The sequence below is a fragment of the Lentzea sp. NPDC058450 genome, assembly GCF_042721395.1.
Classification (GTDB): Bacteria; Actinomycetota; Actinomycetes; order Mycobacteriales; family Pseudonocardiaceae; genus Lentzea.
The window spans coordinates 84870-100815 of sequence record NZ_JBHXLO010000017.1; the positions used below are offsets into that span (position 1 = coordinate 84870).

Sequence of the window (15946 nt, forward strand, 5' to 3'; positions counted from 1 at the left end):
AACGAAACCGGTATTGCGTTCGAGGCTTTCACCCAAGGGGGTGAACACGGCACTATGAGTCAGGTGATGGCACCGCCCTGGCTCGACGTGCTCGACGAGACGATCGGGGCCTGCGTCACGCACCGGAGGCCCGATCTGGAGGCCCGGCTGCGCGAAAAGCGGGCACAGCAACTCGACCCCAAGTTGCGCGTTCTCGTCGTCGGCGAGTCCAAACAAGGCAAGAGCCAGCTCGTGAACGCGTTGCTCAACGCACCTGTGTGCGCGGTGGGCGACGACATCACGACGACTGTGCCGACCTTCGTCCAGCACGCCGACACGCCGTCGGCGGCTCTGGTCCGCAACGCCTCGGCGGGCGGATCGATCTTCCACACCCCGACCGAGCGCATCGCCGTGCCGATCGACCAGGTGACGAAACAGGCGACCGCGCAGCACGTCGTGCGGGCCGAGATCGGCATCCCGCGCGCGTTGCTCGACAGCGGCCTGGTCCTGATCGACACCCCCGGCGTCGGCGACACCCGGTCCGCGCACACCGCCAGCACGTTCGCGACGCTCATGCAGGCGGACGCGGTGCTGATGGTGTCCGACGCGACCGGCGAGCTGACGTCGGCGGAGATGACGCTGCTCAAGAAGGTCATGGAGGCCTGCCCGAACGTCACGGTGGTCGTCACCAAGATCGACCTCGTGCCGTCGTGGCGCAGCGTCGTGGAACGCAACCGGGCGTTGCTCGCCCGCGCCGGCGTCCGCGCGAAGCTCATCCCGGTGTCCTCCGCGCTGCGGTTGCGGGCGGCGAAGACCGGCGACCAGCGCCTCAACACCGAGTCCGGGTTCCCCGAGCTGGTGACGTGCGTGCAGAGCGACATCGTGGCGAGCGCCGACCTCCTGGCCCGGCGTGCCGTGGCCATGGTCGCGTCGTCGGCGATCACGCAGCTGGTGACGCCGTTGCGCGAGGAGCTGACGGCCCACGACTCGTCCCACACCGTCGCCACGATCTCGACGTTGCAGGAGGCCCAGCGGCGCGTGGACGAGCTGCGGCGGCGGTCTGCGCGCTGGCAGAACGTCCTCAACGACGAGATGGCCGACCTGATCTCCGACGTCGAGTACGACCTGCGCGACCGGACCCGCAAGATCCTGCGCGAGGTCGACAAGACCTACGACGAGGCCGATCCCGCGATCGGCTGGGACAAGTTCGAGCAGTGGCTGGAGGACAACCTCAACGAGGCCGCCACCACGAACTTCTCCTGGCTGATGGAACGCGCGGAGTGGGTCGCGGCCAAGGTGGCGCGGAACTTCCCCGTCTACCGCGAGGACCTGATCCCCGGGTCGGTGCTGCCGGACGACCTGCTGGAGCCCGCGAGCAGGCTGGAGAAGCCGAAGATCGAGCCGTTCTCGGTGCCGCAGAAGCTCTTCACGGGTCTGCGCGGCTCGTACGGCGGTGTGCTGATGTTCGGTCTGGTCACGTCGCTGGCGGGCATGCCGCTGATCAACGTGATCTCGCTGGGCGCCGGCGCGCTGTTCGGCGGGAAGTCCATTCTGGACGAGTCCGACCAGCGGCTGAAGCGCCGCCAGGCCGCCGCGAAGGCCGCCGCGCAACGGCACGTGGACGACTTCTTCATGAAGTTCTCCAAGGACGTCCGCGACTCCGGCCGGCACATCCAGCGGTCGCTGCGCAACCACTTCAGCAGCCTCGCCGAGGAGCTGCAGGAGACGTTGCTGGAGTCGGCCCGCAGCGCCAAGCGCGCGGTGCAGGACGACCAGACCGAACGCGAGCGCCGGCTGCGCGAGGGGCGCAAGGAGCTCGACCGGCTCGTCCTGCTGTACAAGAGGGTTCAGGCACTCGGGGGTCCCGCTATGGAGCTCACCGCGTGACATTGGACCGCGTCGTCTGGTCGATGCTTCAGGAGGCGCTCGGCGTCTACCGCGACAGCCCGCGCGCCACGGCCTGGTTGCGCTCGCACGTCGAGCGCTACACCGAGCCGGTGCGGATCGCGGTCGCCGGGCGGTCGCGGATCGGCAAGTCCACCGTGGTCAACGCCCTGATCGGCGACGAGTTCACGCCGCAGGGCGCGTTCGTCTGGTACCGCGGCGGTGCGGAACCGCGGGCGCACGTGTTCGCCGGGCCCGGCCGTCCGCACGAGGTCGCGATCGGGCGGCGCGGCAGCCGCAACCACGTGGAGACCGGGCAGTTCGACCGCTCCGACCGGGTCGTCGTGGACTGGCCGGCGCGGACGTTGCGGGACGTCGTGCTGATCGACACGCCCGCCGAGGCGACGCCGGAGCAGGTGCTCGGGGACGCCGACGCGTTGCTGTACCTGATGCGGCACGTGCAGGACGAGGACCTGAAGTTCCTGCAGTCCGCCAACGACCACCCGATCGCGCGGACCGCCGCCGTGCACACGGTCGCGGTGCTGGCGCGGGCCGACGAGATCGGCGCGGGGCGGATCGACGCGCTGTCGTCGGCCAAGCAGATCGCTCGCCGCTACCGGCGTGATCCGGCCGTGCAACCGTTGTGCCAGAACGTGGTGTCGGTCGCCGGGCTGCTGGCGGTGGCCGCGAAGACGTTGCGGGAGGACGAGTTCGCGGCGCTGCGGGTGTTGTCGTCGCTGGGGCGCGAAGAGCTGGAGGACCACCTGCTGTCGGCGGACCGGTTCGTCGGGGAGCAGTTCCCGGTGGTCATGGAACCCGCTGTGCGGCAGGCGTTGCTGGAGCGGTTCGGGATCTTCGGCGTCCGGCTGATCACCGCGTTGATCAGGCAGGGCTTCGACTCGCAGGTGAAGCTGACCGGGCAACTGGTGCAGCGCAGCGGGCTCGGCGAGCTGCGGGACTCGATCGCGGTCCACTTCGTCGAACGGCGCGAGGTGCTGAAGGCGCGGTCCGCGTTGCTGGCGCTGGACGTGCTGTTCCGGATGGAACCGCGGCAGAACTCCCGCAAGCTGATGGCCGACCTGGAACGGGTCGTGGCCTCCGCGCACGACTTCCGCGAGCTGCGGCTGGTGGCGGCGCTGCAGTCCGGCCGCACGAAGCTGCCCGCCGAGCTGCAGACCGAGGCGTTGCGACTGGTCGGCGCCGAGGGCGTCGCGCCCGCCGCCCGGCTCGGGTTCGAGTACGAGGCCGACGCCGGTGAGCTGCGGGAGGCGTTGCTGGACGCCCTGCTGCGGTGGCAGGCGCAGGCGGCGGACGTGCACGCCTCGTTCGACCACCGGAAGGCCGCCCAGATCGTGGTGCGCACCTGTGAGGGTCTGCTGCCGCAGTTCTCCTGAGGCACGATGGATCACATGGAACTCGTGCGCTGGGAGGACTCGCACTTCGGCTACATGCTCCGGTGGGCCTCCGATCCGCGGATGACCGCGTTCGTCGGCAACGGGATGCCCTGGACCCCTGACTACGTGTCGTTGCGGCACGCGCAGGCGTTGGAGCACTGGGAGGTGCACGGGTTCGGGCTGCACGTCGTGGTCGTGGACGAGGTGGTGGTCGGGCTCGCGCAGATGCTCGACGGGGATCTCGGGGAGATCGAGATCGGGTACTGGATCGACCCCGCGTGGTGGGGGCGCGGGATCGCGACCCTCGTCGCCGGCGAGCTGCGGGACAAGGCGCTGGCGATCGCCGACCGGGTGGTGGCGGGGACCGATGCCCGGAACGCCGCTTCTCAGCGGGTGCTGGAGAAGGCCGGGCTGCGGTACTTCACCAGCAAGGTCATCGATGGAAGGCTTCAGCACTGCTTCGCGTTGCAGCGGGGTATGAGCGACAAGGGTGTCCTGCGGTACAGCGCTTTCACGTCCGATCCCGCCGGTGGGAATCCGGCAGGGGTGGTGCTGGACGCGTCCGAGCTGAGCGACGTCGAGATGCTCGGGATCGCCGAGCGCGTCGGGTACTCGGAGACGGCGTTCGTGCTGCCGCGCGGTCCTCGGGAGTTCGGCGTCCGGTACTTCAGCCCGAAGGCCGAGGTGCCGTTCTGCGGGCACGCGACGATCGCGACCGCCGTCGCACTGGCGGAGCGTCTCGGGGACGGGCCCTTCGTGTTCCACACTCCCGCCGGGGAGATCCGCGTGTCCGCCGCCGACGGGACGGCCACGTTGACGAGCGTGCCGACCAGCAGTGCTCCTGCCGATCCCCTGCTGGTGTCCGCTGCTCTGGACGCGTTGGGGTACAAGGAGATCGGGGACCTGCCGGTGCACGTCGCGTTCGGCGGGGCTCGGCATCTGGTGGTGCCGTTGCGGGACCGTGAGCAGTTGCGATCGTTGTCGTACGACTTCGACGCGTTGCGCGACCTGATGCTGGCGCACGACCTGACGACCGTGCACCTGTTCTGGCGCGAGTCAGCCGCGTTGGTGCACGCGCGCGACCCGTTCCCCGTGGGCGGGGTGGTCGAGGACGCGGCGACCGGTGCTGCCGCGGCGGCGTTCGGCGGGTACTTGAGGGATCTCGAAGGGCCGCAGCGGTTCGTGATCTCGCAGGGCGAGGACATGGGGCGGCCGTCACGGCTGGAGGTCGACGCGACGAGCGAGGACCGCCGGGTGTCGGTGACGGGTGCGGCCGTGGTCATCCCGTAGCGCGTTGGGCTCGACGCCGCTGCCCCGCAGCGCAGGGTACGAGGCAGCAGCGTCGAACCGAGGGGTGCGCACCCTCCCGCACCGGACCCGTTGAGCGCTGCCGCAAGCGCCGGGCCGGAAGATCGATCGAAGCCACTATGCCCCGATCGAAGGGTGGTGGCGCATTCAGAAGGGGGATACAAGGTCTTTATGCCCGAGCTGGAGCTTCGCCACCTCCGTGCGGTACGGACCATCGCCGAGGAAGGCAGCGTCACCAAGGCCGCCACGCGCCTAGGCCTCACCCAACCAGCGCTGTCCGCGCAACTGCGGACGGTGGAACGACTCGTCGGAGGCCAGCTGTTCGACCGGACCCGCAGCGGCTGCGTCCCCACCGACCTGGGCCGGCGCGTGCTGGGGACGGCGCGGCTGGTGCTGGACGAGATGGCCCAGCTGATGTCGACCACGCAGGCCGTGGACCGGCGCGGGCCCTTGATCTTCGGGTGCATCCCGATCCTCTACTTCGCCTCGCTCGTGACGGAGCTGCGCACGTTGAACGCCGACGTGCGGGCCGAGGTGCGCCCGTCGTCCGCCGAGATCGTGGACATGCTGGAGGGCGGGCAGGTCCACGTCGCGTTGTTCGAGTTCTTCGACGGGATGCACGCCCGTGACCTGGCCGGGATCGAGCTGCGCAAGCTCGTGACGGAGCCTGCCTTTGTGGCGTTGCCGGAGACCGATCCCTTGGCGGCGTTCGACGAGGTGGACCTCGGGTTGCTGGCGGACCGGGACTGGGTCACGCCGCCCAAGCAGCAGATCGGGTCGCGGACGCAGATGTTCCAGGTGTGCGCCGATGCCGGGTTCGTGCCTCGGCTGACGCATCACACCGGGGAGGCGAGCATGGCTCGCGGGCTGGTGGCCGGTGGGTGTGTCTCGTTCGCTGCCGCGCCTTCCCGGGGTGGGGAGGGGATCGTGATCCGGCGGTTGCGGGGAATGCCGTTGATGACCGACATCTTCGTGGCCACGCGGAGGGATTCGCCGGTGGCCGGGCGGGCGCACGAGGTCTTCGCTTGTGCGGCAGAGGCTTATCGGTCCGTGCTGGACCGGAATCCGGAGTACCGGAAGTGGTGGGACGCGCATCCGGAGGCGCATCCGGAGTTCACCTGAGCCCGTTGGAGTGCCGGGTTCGTTGGTGTGTTCCTGTTCCAGCGGGGTTGGTTGCGTTCCGTTGGTTGGGCTGCGGTTGCGAGGGTTGGTTGCGCGGGTCTCGACGAAAGACCTGGGGTGTGCGATTGGGGCTTGACTTCGGGGCCCTTGCGAGGCGCTCATCGGCCGGAAAAGGCCGGGCTGAAAAGCGCCCGGCCGATCCGCGAGGGGTAGCACCTCGCACCCAAAGTCAAGCCCCAATCGCCTTGAGCGGTGGAACCGGCTCTGTGGCGGGCATCAGCCCGTTCGGGCTCGCCTTCGGCTTCGCGTGCCAGGTTTCGTAGGTGGTTGGCGTGCGTTGACGGCTGTCCGGTTGCGTGCGCGCGCCTGGCCAAGACGGTGGTCGCCTTGCGTTGACGACTGCGGTTGGTTGGGGTGCGCTCAGACCTTGATCGGGGTGGTCGGGCGGCCCAGGAGCTTTTCGAGGTCCGGGCGCACCTCGCCGAAGGTGCCGATGCGGATGTTCTTGAAGAAGTCCACGAGGAAGGCCGGGACGCCCGCGGCGATGAGGTCCTCGTCGCTGACGTCCTGGTACCTGTCGCCCGCCAGTTCGGGGAAGGACCAGCTCGTCGAGCCGGTGAGCTCGTAGGTCTGGTTCTCGTGGCCCGGGGTGGTGAGGGCGACGGCGGCGGCCTCGGCGAACTCCTCCCTGGGAGCGCTGGCCACTCGGCCGTCCTTGGTGGAGATGGCGACGGTGTCCTGGGCGAGGGCTCCGAGGTAGTTCTCGTGGTACATGCCGTTGCGCAGGAAGGTGTACGGGATACCGGTGGCCTTGATGACCTCTTCGGTGGCCTTGTGGACCTCGGCGGCGAGCGACGGGGACGTGGTGGCGTCGGTGAGGCTCGTGTAGAAGATGTGGCCCACGCCGTGTTCGACGGCCTTGGCGATGGCGTTCTTGTGCTGCTGGATGCGGGTGGCGGAGTCGTGGTCGTCGGCGGAGACGATCAGGAGCTTGTCCACGCCGCGGAAGTTCAGGGATTCGAGGTCGTTGAAGTCGCCCTGGCGGACCTCGACGCCTTCGAGGGTGAAGTTGGACGGGGTGCGGACCGAGACGATCACCGGCTCGGTGGTGCGCTTGAGGGTGTGACGGACTGCTGCGTTGCCGAGTTGGCCGGTGGCTCCGGTGATGAGGATCGTCATGCGGCAAGAGTGGAGTTAGTGCTAACTTTTGGTAAGTACCCACTTTGAAGTCAGGTACTTACGTGGAGGTGAGCATGCAGGTCACGATGTGCCCTGAGCGGGCGATCATGGAGCACGTCACAAGCCGATGGGGTGTGCTGGTGCTCCAGGCCCTGTCGAACGGGGAGGCCTGGCGGTTCAGCGCGCTGCGGCGGGAGCTGGAGCTCGCCAGCGAGAAGATGCTGACGCAGACGTTGCGGACGCTGGAGCGGGACGGGTTCGTGCACCGGGAGGTGTTGCCGGTCATTCCGCCGCACGTGGAGTACACGCTGACGCCGTTGGGCAAGGGGGCCGCCTCGCACCTCGTGGCGCTGGCCGAGTGGATCGCGGCGCACCAGGTCGAGGTCGCCGAGGCGCAGGCCGGCTATGACGGCTCCTGAGGCTGGCCGGAGACCGAGGAGTCAGAGATCGGGTCAGTCACTCGTTTGCGCAGTGAAAGTTCTCACTTGAACCCTGGTTTTCAGGGGTAGAGGTCGGATGGGTCACGATTAGGGGGCGCAATCTGCCCCCTGGGACTGGCAAGATGTACCAATGGCCCAACCGTTCACCGACGAAAGCCATCCGGCGGAGCCCTATCCGGGCACTCGTCCAGACCACTGTTTCGTCCACGTCGACGAAACCGGCTGGCCAGTGCGCCCGGACCTCACGATGGAGTCGGGGTGGCGAGTTGAGCCGGAGAACGTCGATCTAGACCAATGGCTCGCTGACCTTGGTGAGCCGCCGTTGGCCGGTCGGATGCCGGTGCTGGGGTACGGAAGCAATGCGAATCCGAGCAAGCTGACCTGGCTTCGTGAAGAGCTCGGACTTGAGGGCCCCGCGGTCGTGCTGCGCGCACGGTGCGAGGGCCTTTCTGCTGTCTGGGCCGCGGGGTTGCGGATGCGCGACGGGCAGCGTCCGGCGACGTTGGCCGGTGCGCCCGGCGTGGTGGAGGAGCACTCCATCTGGTTCGCGACGCCCGAGCAACTGCGGGTTCTCGACCGGTGCGAGGGGCGCGGGCTGCGGTATCGGCTCGTGCGTGTCCATACCGGGCGTGTGGTGCTCTACAACGGTGGCGTCATCGACAGCGTTCTGGCGTACACGGCGGGCAACAAGAAGCGGATGCCCGTGCTCTTCAACGGCCGTATGGTCCGGTGCGCGGACGTGTCGCAACGTGGTGCGCGCGTGCTGGGCGAGAGGCCTGCCATGAACGACGGACTGGACGTGACCGAGGTCCACGGCGACCCGAGCGCGGACGACTGGCCCGAGCTGCTGTTCGTCTACGGCACGCTCAAGCCGGGCGCAAGCGCTTGGCACCTGATGGAGCCGCACGTCGTCGAGACCGAGGAGACGCACCTCCCCGGCACGTTGTTCGACACCGGGCTCGGCTATCCCGCGCTGCGGCCCGGTTCCGGGCTCGGGGTGCCGGGGCACGTGCTGCGGCTGAGGTCCCCCGAGGACTCGCTGCCGTTGCTGGACGAGTACGAGGGCGACGACTACCGGCGCGTGCGGGTCGTGCTGCCGGACGGGCGCATCGCCTGGACGTACATCTGGACCGCCGAGGTGCAGGGCATGCCGGAACTTCCGGACGGATGGGACGTCCACCAGATCCGGTGAATTTCCGGCACGTTGTGTTGGTCAGTTGATATTTGGGCACATCCTTCGGTGGTAGGAGGTGCACCCATGAATCGACGGTTGATCGGCTGCGGACTCGGACTGCTGGTGCTCGCTTCCGTGACGGCCTGCGGCGAGAGAACCTCGGGCAGCGGCTCGGCCCAGACGTTGCCGACCACGACGCCGCCCTCGTCGTCCGCCGCGCCGTCGTCGTCCGCCGCGCCCGAAGGCAACTCCGGAGCGGCGACCCCCGCCGTGAAGCGGTGCGACTCCACCGTGCTGAAGGGCGAGGTCGCGCCCACGGACGCCGGCGCGGGCAACCGGTACGGCAAGTTCGTCGTCACGAACTCCGCCACGATGCCGTGCACGCTCAGCGGCTACAGCGGTTTCCAGCTGGAGAACGCCTCCGGCGCGGTGCCGACGAAGCTGGAGCGCAAGGCCGACCCCGGACCCGTCCCGATGACGCTCGCACCGGGCGGCAAGGCGTCGGCGAACCTGCACTGGGGTGTCATCCCGTCCGGCAGCGAACCCGTCGAGGGACCGTGCCAGCCGGAGGCGTCGAAGGCCGCGGCGATTCCACCTGACGAGACGGCGCCGCTCACCGTGCCGTGGACGCTTGGCCCCGTGTGTTCCGGTGGCCGGATCGAGATCAGCGCCTTCTACGCTTCGTAGATGGACGCACCTGGATGGCTCGCCGTGCTGCCGCACGGCGAGCGCATCGCCTTGTCGCTGCGCTCGGCCGGTGTGCCCACGACCGTGACCGACCGGATCGAAGCGGTGGTGCAGGCCGCCGACCGGCCCGTCGTCCTCATTGGACACTTCACCGGCGCGCCCGCCGCGGTCCGGTTCGCGCAGACCCACACCGGCCTCGCCGCACTGGTGCTGATCTCCCCCGTGCTCGGCATGTGGGACGGCGCGTCCGCCGACCTCGCGGACCTCATGGACGAGGTCAGCTTCGGGCCGTCGCTCGGTGACCTGCCGACGTTGTGGCTGCACGGTTCGGACGACGAGATCGTGCCCATCTCCGACACCCGCGCGGGCACCGACCGCATCCGCGGAGCGGCGTTCGAGGAGCACGTCGCCGACGGACTGCTGAGCGACGGCGAGGCTGTCACTCGGGTGCTGGAGTTCGCCCGAAAGGTCATCTGACACCATTTCGGGTGCCATGGACCAAGACGACCTCGTGCTGCTGATCACCGTGGTGGTCGAGGCGGCGAACGAGCCCCAGGCGCGTGCCGCGTGCGACGCGCTCCTCACCCGTGCGGGTGCCCAGATCGTGGACGCCCGGGACTGCTCCGACGAGGAGCCAGGCTGCTGGGCCGTCGTCATCACGCGGCCGAGCACCGAGAAGGCCACCCACAACGTCGCCGCGGCGCTCGCGCGGGCCGTTCGCACGTTCGTGCGCGGACTGGGTGACGACTTCCCGACGCCGAGGGTGGCGTGCGAACCGCCGACGGCGTGGACCGTGCTGGACGAACCCGAGCTGATCAGCAGGCTCGTGCCGGGCGCCGAACGCGTTCTGGTGGAGGTCTGGGCCGGAGATGACCCGTTCGGTGCAGGCACTCCGCGTGACAACTCGCCCAGCAGGCCGTCTTGATTCACCCGGCCGGTCGGCAGTTCTCCACGACAGGCTGTAGGCGGCATTGTGAGAGTCATGACACGCGTGAGCAAGGGGCCAGCAGCGCGCTCAACTGATCATTAAATCAAGGCCCGTTCGAGTGGATTCAGGCATCCACCCGGTTAGCCGATCTTCGCTCTCAACTGTGAAAATCTGGGCACAATCTCTACTAAGGGTGGTCGTCAGACCATCTTGTTCCGGAGGGTTCGGGAGCCGACATGGCCAGCATCGAAGAGGTCCGTGCCGCAATTGCCCAGGCGATCGACAAGGCGGCTCAAAGCCAGTCGGCCCTCCAACAGGCGGCTGAGCTCGCCGAGGACGCGCAGCAACTGCTGACATCGGTCACGCAGGGCTCCGTGCAGGCGGACGTCGAGACGACGAACGCCCAGTTCGCCCAGGTCGTGTCCGGCGTGAGCGAGCTGCAGAACTTCCTCGGCGCCGGCATCTCCGGGGCCGAGGGCATCAACAGCAGGCTTTGATGGCGTCCATCGGCGAGGTTCGTGCCGCGCTCGAGCAGGCGAGCGAGATCCTGCGGGAGTCGTACCGCAACGTGCGCACCGCGCAGGAGGACCTCGACGAGGCCGTCGCGATCCTCGCCGAATCGAGTGAGAACCACCACGAATCGCTGCTTCCACCCGAGTTCGTGCGCGCGAAGGAAAGATTTCCTGATCAGCTGGAGCTGATGGTGGGAACCCTAGAGCGCATCCAACGACTCACCGTGGAGCTGTGATGAGCAGGCGGGACGACCGGCGGACGAAGATCGAGAACGCCTTCGCGGAGTTCCAGCGCGCTGTTTCGGCCGCGCTGGGCTCCGTGGCGCGCGAGCACCGGGCGCTCGCCACCGAGCACGCCAAGGACATGTTCGAGCTCACCGTGCGCGGCATGGGCGTCGACAAGGCGTTGCAGGACGTCGCCCTGCGCGACGTCACGCCGTTCCTCGTCGTCGACGAGAAGCGCCCGCAGAACCCGCGCCGGGCGCCGTTGTCGATGGCGCAGTTCCAGGAACGGCTCGACCAGATCCGCTACGACTGGCAGCAGTCGTTCCACGAGTGGACGTCGTCCGGCCCCGCCCTGCTGACCGAGCTGGTGAACTCGGTCGCCGCCGGGCCCGCGTCGGCTTCGCACGAGTCGTGGCTCGGGCATCCCGGCACGCACGACGGCAGCGAGGGCGTGCCGGAGCTGTGGCGGATCGGCACCGGCGTGGTGACGTCGGCACCCGAGCCCGTCTCGTTCCCGGTGGCCGTGCCGCTGCTGGACCAGGCGCACCTGCACATCTCGTCCACTTCGGACACTCGCCAGCAGGCGGACACGCTGGTGGAGTCGCTGTTGCTGCGAGTGCTCTCGCACTTCCAGCCCGGCCTCGTGCACGTGCACGTGTGGGACGTCGGCCAGCTGACCGGGTCGTTGCCGGGGCTGTACCCGCTGACCCGCGCGAACCTGCTGACCGTGCACGACCCGGCCCGGCTGCACGAGCTGCTGGACGAGCTGTCCGAGCACATCCGCCAGGTGCACACCAAGGTTCTCGTCGACGGCCACCTGACCGTTCGCGCGGTCAGCGGTGAGGGCCGGCGCACCGAACCGTGGCGGATCGCCGTGCTGTTCGGCAACCGCAAGGCGTTGAAGGAAGACCAGCAACAGCAGCTGCAACGCGTGGCGCGCAACGGTTTGGCGTGCGGCGTGCAGCTCTTCATCGTGGACATCCCGATCACGATCAACTCGCCGGTCGAGACGGTGTCCCTGCGCAGCGACGGTTCCGCGACCTGCACGATGACCGGCAAGGACGTCGCCGTGACGCTGGATCCCGCGCTGCCGCGCACCCTGGTGCCGCGCGCGTGTGCCGCGATCGCGGAGAAGCGCGAGGAACGCCGGTCGCGCATGGGCACGTTCGGCGACCTGCTGCCGGACCGGCCGTGGACGGAGAACTCGGCGGCCGGAGTCGTTGCGCCCGTTGGCTTCGACGACGGCGAGCAGGTCTGCGTGCAGCTCGGCGACACGTCGCCGCACGCGTTGATCGGCGGGCCGTCCGGTTCCGGCAAGACGAACTTCCTCTACGCCATGCTCGGTTCGTTGTGCGCGCGCTACTCGCCCGACGAGCTGGAGCTGTACCTGCTGGACTTCAAGGAAGGCGTGTCGTTCGCGCAGTTCGCGCCGGGCCGCAAGGACCCGTCGTGGCTGCCGCACGCGCGCCTGGTCGGCGTGAACGTCAACACCGACCGCGAGTTCGGCGTGGCGCTGCTGCGGTACCTGTCCGACGAGATGCGCCGGCGGGCGGACGCGGCCAAGCAGCACGAGGTCACCAAGCTGCAGGACCTGCGCTCCGAGGACCCGTCCGGCCGCTGGCCGCGGATCGTCGCGGTGATCGACGAGTTCCAGTACCTGTTCGGCGAACGCGACCAGGTCACCGCCGCCGCCACCCAGCTGCTGGAGGACGTGGCGCGCCGCGGCCGGTCGCAGGGCATCCACCTCGTGCTGTCGTCGCAGGACGTCTCGGGCATCGAGGGCTTCTGGGGCAAGTCGGCGATCTTCGAGCAGTTCACGGTCCGGATCGCGCTGCCCAAGGCCCGCCGGGTGCTGGCGGAGCCGCAGAACGACGCCGCCGTGGAGCTCCCCCGCTGGCACGCGGTGATCAACCACGAGTCGGGCGTGAAGCCCGGCAACGAGATCTGCCGCGTCCCGGACTCGACGTCCAAGGGCACCATGGACTTCCTGCAGAACGAGCTGTGGCGCCGCGAGCCCGGCCAGGCGCCGGGCCTGTTCGACGGCAGCAAGATCCCGCTGCTCGACGCCACGCCGGACTTCCTCGATCTGCGCCCCGGCGAGGCATCGCCTACCGTGCTTCTCGGACAGGTGATCGACGTCGCGGGCAGCGCGGCACGGGTGCGGTTCGCCCGCACGCCGGGCCGCAACATCGCGGTGATCGGTTCCGTGGTCCAGGACGCGGCCGCGGTGCTCGGCGGAGCGGCCGCGTCACTGGGCAGGCAGCACCACCCGCACGAGGCGGTGTTCACGCTCGCCTGCCTGGTCGAGGAGGCGATGCCCTCGGCGTTGCATCTGATGAAACGCCTGAACAACGACGGGCATGATGCTGAGGTGATCGGCATCGACCGGATCAGGGACGTGCTGAACGAGACGGCCGCCCGGTTGCAGTCGATCAACACGGGCCAGGCGGACGCGCCGCTGAAGCCGCACTACCTGGTGCTGTACGGCGTCGACGCCGCGCAGACGTTGCTGGAGCAGAAGGATCCGACGACGCGAACGTCCGGTGTGGACAGTCTGCGCACGGTGCTGAAGCACGGCCCGGAGAACCGCACGCACGTGCTGGGCTGGTGGCGCGGCGTCACGAGGCTGAAGGCGAGCCTCCCGCCCGGCGTGTACGACGACATCGGCGCCTGGGTGGCGTTCGACGTCCAGGGCAAGGAACTGCTGTCGCTCGGACCCGAGCAGGTGATGTCGTGGTCGCCGAGGCCGCGCCGCGGCCTGTTCTTCGACAGGTTCGAGCACTCGCGACCGCAAGTGATCATCCCGTTCGACACAGGAGAAGCGTGATGAACCCGATGATGACCTCGATGTTCGAGTCGGTCCCATCGCAACGTCAGAGCGAGGAGGTGATCGAGGTGCCGACGATCTCCGCCGTTGAGCGCTACAAGGAGATCATCGCCATCGCCACCGACGCGGCGGCCCGCCAGCGCAAGCTGGACGAGGTCAGGTGTGCCGAGCTCGCCCAGCGGATCGCGGCGACCCAGCTCGAGATCGCCGAGGTGCGCGATCGCGAGCGGGTCGTGCGGATGGGCGCCGCGCTGCACTGGGAGGCGGCGGTCGAGCAGCTCTGGAACGAACGCTGGCTGCAGATGGTCACTCCCCCGCAGCCCGACGAGTCCGTTCCCCCGCGCCCGCAGGGCGAGTACAACCGGGCGATGGATCTCGCGTACCAGGAGCTGGAGGAGTCCCTGCAGAAGCGGACCCTGTTGCGCCGCAAGCAGAAGGACTGAGTGCGCCGGTTACGCACCCCCGCCGACGTGCAGGACGCCAGCACGGACCCGTTGGTCCGCTGGGCGGCCCAGGCGTTGTCGGCCGGCGGTGCCGCCTGGGAGCACAACGGCGCCGTGGCGGTGCATGCCCCGTGCCTGACGCGCCGCCGCCGTCTGGTGTTGTCGGGTCCCGCCGAGGGCGTGGCCTCGCTGTTGGCCGCGCACGGCCGTGGCGTGGACCTGCGGCCGTTGATGGAACGGCAGCTGGCCGAGGTGGTCGAGCCGCTGATGCCCACGCCGTGGATCGAGGACAAGCCGTTCGGCTGGATGGACCGCGGCGGCACCCTCGACCTGCCTGACGACGTCTCGTGGCTCTCGTCGCTGGACGACGTCGAACCCCTGCTGCGCTCGGCGAACCCGGACTCCTGGGCGTGGCCCGGCGAGAAGGGCGTGACCCGCTGGGCGGGCATCCGCGTCGGCGACGAGCTCGTGGCCACCGCGGCGGAGGCCTGGTCGTCCGCGGACGTCGGCTTCATGATGGGCGTCGCCGTCCACCCGTCGCACACCGGCCAGGGCCTGGGTCGGCGGGTCTGCCAGTTCGTCACGTCCGCGCTGCTCAGCCTGTACGGGTGTTGCGCGCTGTTCGTGGAGAACTACAACGCCGCCGCCATCGCCGTTTACCGAAAACTGGGCTTCGAGTACCGAGACGTCACCACTCTTCTTCCTGCGGTCTGAGTCACAGTGCGGAACAGTCAGAGCTACCGGTCGGTTGAAACGGATAACTGATCCGCAACGTCAAGGGAGATGGTCCGATCATGACCAGCACCGCACTCGAAGTCCGCCTGGCCTCCCGCCCGTCCGGCTGGCCGACCGACGAGAACTTCGAGATCGCCGAGGTCGAGGTCCCCACGCCGGGCGACGGCGAGATCCTCGTGCGCAACGTGGTCATGAGCGTCGATCCGTACATGCGCGGCCGCATGAACGACGTCAAGTCCTACGTCCCGCCGTTCCAGGTGGGCGCCCCGCTCGACGGCGGTGCGGTCGGCGAGGTCGTCACCTCGAACTCCCCCGACTTCAAGCCGGGCGACCACGTCCTGCACGGCCTCGGCTGGCGCGACTACGCCGTCGTGAACGCCGGCCACGCCGTGAAGGTGGACGGCGACCTCGCGCCGCTCTCCACGTACCTCGGCGTCCTCGGCATGCCGGGCCTCACCGCCTACGCGGGTCTCCTCGCCACCGCCGAGTTCAAGCCGGGCGACACCGTCTTCGTCTCCGGCGCGGCGGGTGCCGTGGGCCAGATCGTGGGCCAGATCGCCCGTCTCAAGGGCGCCGCCCGCGTCATCGGTTCGGCCGGCTCGGCCGACAAGGTCAAGTACCTGACCGAGGAACTGGGCTTCGACGCCGCCTTCAACTACAAGGACGGCCCCGTCCTGAAGCAGCTGGCCGCCGCGGCCCCCGAGGGCATCGACGTCTACTTCGACAACGTCGGCGGCGAGCACCTCGAAGCAGCCATCGAGGTCATGAAGCTCAACGGCCGGATCACCATGTGCGGCGCCATCTCCCAGTACAACGCGGCCGAGAAGCCGGCCGGCCCGGGCAACATGATCCAGATCCTGGCGAAGCGCCTCACGCTGCGCGGCATGCTGGTGGGCGACCACAAGGCGTTGCAGCCGGAGTTCATCAAGGAGGTCGCCGCCTGGATCGCGTCGGGCGAGCTGAAGTACTCCGAGACGGTGATCGAGGGCGGCTCGCGCCAGGCGCCGGCGGCGTTCCTGGGCATGCTGCGGGGCGAGAACACCGGCAAGATGCTCGTCAAGTTCTGACCGCACAGCCGAGAGCGGCCCGCGGGTGGATGCCACCCGCGG

The 15946-nt window shown here is 69.0% G+C and carries 16 protein-coding genes; 15 read left to right on the forward strand and 1 reads right to left on the reverse strand.

Annotated features, from left to right (window positions below; translation table 11 throughout):
• The first annotated feature begins 54 nt into the window (after positions 1-54).
• From ACFWNN_RS25605 to ACFWNN_RS25620, 4 genes are all read left to right on the forward strand, one after another.
• Positions 55-1866 carry a dynamin family protein gene (locus tag ACFWNN_RS25605; protein WP_382442448.1) on the forward strand — a complete coding sequence of 604 codons (1812 nt, stop codon included), beginning with the start codon at positions 55-57 and terminating at the stop codon, positions 1864-1866.
• Positions 1863-3257, forward strand: coding sequence for a hypothetical protein (locus ACFWNN_RS25610; protein ID WP_382442449.1), 1395 nt, complete (start codon positions 1863-1865; stop codon positions 3255-3257). Before ACFWNN_RS25605 ends, ACFWNN_RS25610 begins: the two co-directional genes overlap by 4 nt.
• Before the next feature lie 15 nt (positions 3258-3272).
• On the forward strand, positions 3273-4547 hold the full coding sequence (locus ACFWNN_RS25615) for a PhzF family phenazine biosynthesis isomerase (RefSeq protein ID WP_382442450.1): 1275 nt from the start codon (positions 3273-3275) through the stop codon (positions 4545-4547).
• Between the two features lie 189 nt (positions 4548-4736).
• Positions 4737-5687 carry a LysR substrate-binding domain-containing protein gene (locus ACFWNN_RS25620; protein WP_382442451.1) on the forward strand — a complete coding sequence of 317 codons (951 nt, stop codon included), beginning with the start codon at positions 4737-4739 and terminating at the stop codon, positions 5685-5687.
• A 420-nt stretch (positions 5688-6107) separates the two neighbouring features.
• On the opposite strand, the gene ACFWNN_RS25625 is transcribed toward ACFWNN_RS25620, so the two are convergent.
• Positions 6108-6866, reverse strand: coding sequence for an NmrA family NAD(P)-binding protein (locus tag ACFWNN_RS25625; RefSeq protein WP_382442452.1), 759 nt, complete (start codon positions 6864-6866; stop codon positions 6108-6110).
• Between the two features lie 74 nt (positions 6867-6940).
• On the opposite strand from ACFWNN_RS25625, the gene ACFWNN_RS25630 reads away from it, so the two are divergent.
• The 11 genes from ACFWNN_RS25630 to ACFWNN_RS25680 all read left to right on the forward strand — a co-directional run bounded on the left by ACFWNN_RS25630 (position 6941) and on the right by ACFWNN_RS25680 (position 15904).
• The gene (locus tag ACFWNN_RS25630; protein WP_382442453.1) at positions 6941-7285 is read left to right on the forward strand and encodes a winged helix-turn-helix transcriptional regulator; all 345 of its coding nucleotides are present in this window, start codon (positions 6941-6943) and stop codon (positions 7283-7285) included.
• A gap of 496 nt (positions 7286-7781) precedes the next feature.
• Positions 7782-8498: a gamma-glutamylcyclotransferase gene (locus ACFWNN_RS25635; protein WP_382442454.1), complete on the forward strand. Its 717-nt coding sequence runs from the start codon at positions 7782-7784 to the stop codon at positions 8496-8498.
• 66 nt (positions 8499-8564) lie between these two features.
• On the forward strand, positions 8565-9167 hold the full coding sequence (locus ACFWNN_RS25640) for a DUF4232 domain-containing protein (RefSeq protein ID WP_382442455.1): 603 nt from the start codon (positions 8565-8567) through the stop codon (positions 9165-9167).
• The gene (locus ACFWNN_RS25645) at positions 9168-9644 is read left to right on the forward strand and encodes an alpha/beta hydrolase (RefSeq protein ID WP_382442456.1); all 477 of its coding nucleotides are present in this window, start codon (positions 9168-9170) and stop codon (positions 9642-9644) included.
• Between the two features lie 16 nt (positions 9645-9660).
• A complete protein-coding gene (locus ACFWNN_RS25650; protein WP_382442457.1) occupies positions 9661-10092 on the forward strand; it encodes a hypothetical protein in 432 nt (143 codons plus the stop codon).
• A gap of 239 nt (positions 10093-10331) precedes the next feature.
• Complete coding sequence (locus ACFWNN_RS25655; protein WP_382442458.1) at positions 10332-10592, forward strand: hypothetical protein; 261 nt, start codon at positions 10332-10334, stop codon at positions 10590-10592.
• Positions 10592-10843, forward strand: a complete 252-nt coding sequence (locus ACFWNN_RS25660; RefSeq protein ID WP_382442459.1) for a hypothetical protein — start codon at positions 10592-10594, stop codon at positions 10841-10843. Before ACFWNN_RS25655 ends, ACFWNN_RS25660 begins: the two co-directional genes overlap by 1 nt.
• Positions 10843-13659: an FtsK/SpoIIIE domain-containing protein gene (locus ACFWNN_RS25665; RefSeq protein ID WP_382442460.1), complete on the forward strand. Its 2817-nt coding sequence runs from the start codon at positions 10843-10845 to the stop codon at positions 13657-13659. The genes ACFWNN_RS25660 and ACFWNN_RS25665 overlap by 1 nt, the downstream gene beginning before the upstream one ends.
• A complete protein-coding gene (locus ACFWNN_RS25670; protein ID WP_382442461.1) occupies positions 13659-14102 on the forward strand; it encodes a hypothetical protein in 444 nt (147 codons plus the stop codon). The genes ACFWNN_RS25665 and ACFWNN_RS25670 overlap by 1 nt, the downstream gene beginning before the upstream one ends.
• Positions 14103-14816 carry a GNAT family N-acetyltransferase gene (locus tag ACFWNN_RS25675; RefSeq protein ID WP_382442462.1) on the forward strand — a complete coding sequence of 238 codons (714 nt, stop codon included), beginning with the start codon at positions 14103-14105 and terminating at the stop codon, positions 14814-14816.
• Positions 14817-14896: 80 nt separating this feature from the next.
• Positions 14897-15904 carry an NADP-dependent oxidoreductase gene (locus tag ACFWNN_RS25680; RefSeq protein ID WP_382442463.1) on the forward strand — a complete coding sequence of 336 codons (1008 nt, stop codon included), beginning with the start codon at positions 14897-14899 and terminating at the stop codon, positions 15902-15904.
• Positions 15905-15946 lie beyond the last annotated feature (42 nt).

Excerpts from the sequence above, each read along its gene's own strand:
- ACFWNN_RS25635 (WP_382442454.1), top strand. The coding sequence starts at position 7,782 with ATGCGCGACGGGCAGCGTCCGGCGACGTTGGCCGGTGCGCCCGGCGTG.
- ACFWNN_RS25665 (WP_382442460.1), top strand. The coding sequence starts at position 10,843 with ATGAGCAGGCGGGACGACCGGCGGACGAAGATCGAGAACGCCTTCGCG.
- ACFWNN_RS25625 (WP_382442452.1), bottom strand. The coding sequence starts at position 6,866 with ATGACGATCCTCATCACCGGAGCCACCGGCCAACTCGGCAACGCAGCA.
- ACFWNN_RS25680 (WP_382442463.1), top strand. The coding sequence starts at position 14,897 with ATGACCAGCACCGCACTCGAAGTCCGCCTGGCCTCCCGCCCGTCCGGC.
- ACFWNN_RS25605 (WP_382442448.1), top strand. The coding sequence starts at position 55 with ATGAGTCAGGTGATGGCACCGCCCTGGCTCGACGTGCTCGACGAGACG.
- ACFWNN_RS25620 (WP_382442451.1), top strand. The coding sequence starts at position 4,737 with ATGCCCGAGCTGGAGCTTCGCCACCTCCGTGCGGTACGGACCATCGCC.
- ACFWNN_RS25645 (WP_382442456.1), top strand. The coding sequence starts at position 9,168 with ATGGACGCACCTGGATGGCTCGCCGTGCTGCCGCACGGCGAGCGCATC.
- ACFWNN_RS25660 (WP_382442459.1), top strand. The coding sequence starts at position 10,592 with ATGGCGTCCATCGGCGAGGTTCGTGCCGCGCTCGAGCAGGCGAGCGAG.
- ACFWNN_RS25670 (WP_382442461.1), top strand. The coding sequence starts at position 13,659 with ATGAACCCGATGATGACCTCGATGTTCGAGTCGGTCCCATCGCAACGT.
- ACFWNN_RS25650 (WP_382442457.1), top strand. The coding sequence starts at position 9,661 with ATGGACCAAGACGACCTCGTGCTGCTGATCACCGTGGTGGTCGAGGCG.
- ACFWNN_RS25640 (WP_382442455.1), top strand. The coding sequence starts at position 8,565 with ATGAATCGACGGTTGATCGGCTGCGGACTCGGACTGCTGGTGCTCGCT.
- ACFWNN_RS25615 (WP_382442450.1), top strand. The coding sequence starts at position 3,273 with ATGGAACTCGTGCGCTGGGAGGACTCGCACTTCGGCTACATGCTCCGG.
- ACFWNN_RS25630 (WP_382442453.1), top strand. The coding sequence starts at position 6,941 with ATGCAGGTCACGATGTGCCCTGAGCGGGCGATCATGGAGCACGTCACA.
- ACFWNN_RS25655 (WP_382442458.1), top strand. The coding sequence starts at position 10,332 with ATGGCCAGCATCGAAGAGGTCCGTGCCGCAATTGCCCAGGCGATCGAC.